This is a genomic window from Campylobacter coli LMG 9860, from assembly GCF_000254135.1.
Lineage (GTDB): Bacteria > Campylobacterota > Campylobacteria > Campylobacterales > Campylobacteraceae > Campylobacter_D > Campylobacter_D coli.
This window is the reverse complement of sequence record NZ_AINS01000076.1, coordinates 1-2,442: the sequence shown is the minus strand read 5'-3', so window position 1 is coordinate 2,442 and position 2,442 is coordinate 1. Positions and strand designations below refer to the sequence as shown.

At 29.9% G+C, this 2,442-nt stretch carries 2 protein-coding genes; both read left to right on the top strand.

The genetic code is table 11. The features are described from left to right. Nucleotides 1-982 precede the first annotated feature (982 nt). Complete coding sequence (locus CCO88_RS08670) at nt 983-1,432, top strand: hypothetical protein (protein WP_002794548.1); 450 nt, start codon at nt 983-985, stop codon at nt 1,430-1,432. A 519-nt stretch (nt 1,433-1,951) separates the two neighbouring features. Continuing rightward, nucleotides 1,952-2,410: a single-stranded DNA-binding protein gene (gene ssb / locus CCO88_RS08665; RefSeq protein ID WP_002840203.1), complete on the top strand. Its 459-nt coding sequence runs from the start codon at nt 1,952-1,954 to the stop codon at nt 2,408-2,410. Nucleotides 2,411-2,442 lie beyond the last annotated feature (32 nt).

Here is a 2,442-nt window from a genome sequence, read left to right as displayed (position 1 = left end):
TTCCGCATTTTATTATTACAGTTCCGCATTTTTTCAAAAAAGAGAGTTTTTTTGCTTATAAATAACTTAAGATTATGGAGAATAGGGGTAAAATTATTATTATAACAGTTCCACTTACGAAAAAATAGGCATTAGAAGGGTGTGAATTAAACTAAAAAACTTAACTAAATTTTAATAGTATGGAAAAATAGAGATTTTGGATTATTATAACAGTTCCACTTGTGATAAAAATATGGAAAAATAGGTATTTATATGGTTTTTTTAAAAAAATAATAAAAACTATTGACTTTTTTAAAAAAACAAAATATAATTTGCTCATTAACTTTTTATTAAGTTCGGAATAGCAATAAGGAATGACAGGTCCACACCTCCTGCCTTATATAGCTTTGTGATGAGCGAGTCACATAGAAACAGGTTGTGATATTGAAATTCGGTTAGCTCTTAGCCGATTAATTCCCTTCTAATTGCTGGGAAGAGCTGGTCAAGAACATTACGATGTGGAGATCAGACAGATTCGTAAGTCTGCTCGCAATTACGCTAAGATATAGTCTTAGATAGGGTTGATATACCAAGCTTTAGTAGAAATACTATTGTTTCCTAATTGGATAGGTAAAAAATATCAATTCATGAGTCAGTCAGCAGCTAAGATTCTAAGTTTAAAATATAATTTGAATTTGTAGAGTTTGCTAAAGTATTGCTTTTAACTTTAAAGGGTACTAGCCCAAATTTTTAAAAAAATTGAAACAAAGGATACTTTTAGTATCCTTTTAAGTTAAAACAATACCAAACTCACGAGTAAATTCTGCAAATTCAAATTTGTTTTAAATATGAATAAAGTTCAGAGACTATCGAAAGGGTATCATCTTTTTTAGATGAGAGAACCAAGTAGAGTAGGTTATAAGCGATATATTCAAATCTTTTTTAATAACCCCATTTCATTCATTTTAAACTTTCAAAGTATTTAAATAAACAAGGAAATTCTATGGCAAAAAATAAAAATCAAAATGAAAATACAACTCAAACAAATGAAAAATCAAATGTTACAACTCAAACAAATCAAAATTCAGAGAGAATATCTAGGGCAGAGTTTTTAAGAAGAAGAATCGAAGGCAAAAAAAGAACTATCGATTTAAATTCAAACGCTCAAGTATTTGTTAGTGATTCCATAGCAGGTACTGAAATTTTTTCTGATTTGAGAATGTTAGATGCAATGGACTCAACCATAAGAAAATTATGGGGAAACGGAGTTGATTCTAAAGATGCAGAAACATGGGTAAAAGAAATCAATTCAATTAAAGAAAGCATCAATGAATTACAAAATAAAGGTAGAGAAATTTTAGTAAAAGTTGGGAATGTAAGACATATCTCCAATAATGTTTTAAGAAGAACAATTCTTAGAGAAATTCAAGCACAGAATGTTAAAGCTGAGTAGTTTTTGAAATGGGGTAAAAAAGGATTTTTTTATACAAGATAACCCAAACGGAGGGGACTGTTTTACTACAGTCAAGATATAGTCCGTTCTTTAGCGTGAGCTAAAGCTGCCAAATAAGCATTTTGGTCCTTTTAATGTTTATTTTGGCGTACGCAAAGTTGCGATTTGCGTAGAACGCAAAGTAAGTTTATACATGGGTATTAATTTAAACGAATAGGAATCCATTAGATGGATAAATGTTCTTAAATAAGAACGCAAATTTTATCTCATCTTTTGGTGAAGCATATTCTTTGTGTTTTTATTTAAGAATTTCTTATTCTTGAAGTTATACACAAAGTATTTATTATGATGACAGATTTACTTGATGAACACATCGCTCTTTTAGAGCATAATTTAATCCCTTTTTTAGGGATTTCTTTTTTGTTTTATAAAAGCAAAAAGAATATCCCTATTTAGGGCGTGTTCTCTTTTGTTTTTATAAGACAAATGTCTTAAATAAATTTTTTTAAAGGAGAACACATGTTCAATCAAATTACAGTTATAGGTAATATTTGCCAAGATATTAAGTTGAGCTATACTCAAAGTGGCGTAGCTTTTATAAATAATGCTATTGCTAGCAGTTATAAATATACTGCTAATGATGGTACAATTAAAGAAGAAGTTTGCTACTTGAGCTTTAGTGTCTTTGGTAGATTAGCCGAAAACATGAATCAATACTTGCACAAAGGTTCAAAAATCTTTTTACAAGGAAGAATGGTTCAAGAAAATTATGTAGATAGAGAAGGAAAAAACAGAACAAACTATAAGATTGCTGTCGAAGCTATGAAGTTTTTAGATAGCAAACCTGCTGATAACAATCAATCAGGTAATTCTTATAAAAATGTTCAAGAAACTTCTACTCTTGAAGCTAGTCAGCCTGCACAACAAGCTCCTGAAGCTAGTGAGCCTACACAGCAAGGAGAGAATTTTCCTTTTTAATTAATCAGCCCTAAGTTGGGATAGAAACTATC

What these genes read in the sequence shown, in the direction of transcription:
- ssb (WP_002840203.1), top strand. Translation starts at nt 1,952, where the DNA reads ATGTTCAATCAAATTACAGTTATAGGTAATATTTGCCAAGATATTAAG.
- CCO88_RS08670 (WP_002794548.1), top strand. Translation starts at nt 983, where the DNA reads ATGGCAAAAAATAAAAATCAAAATGAAAATACAACTCAAACAAATGAA.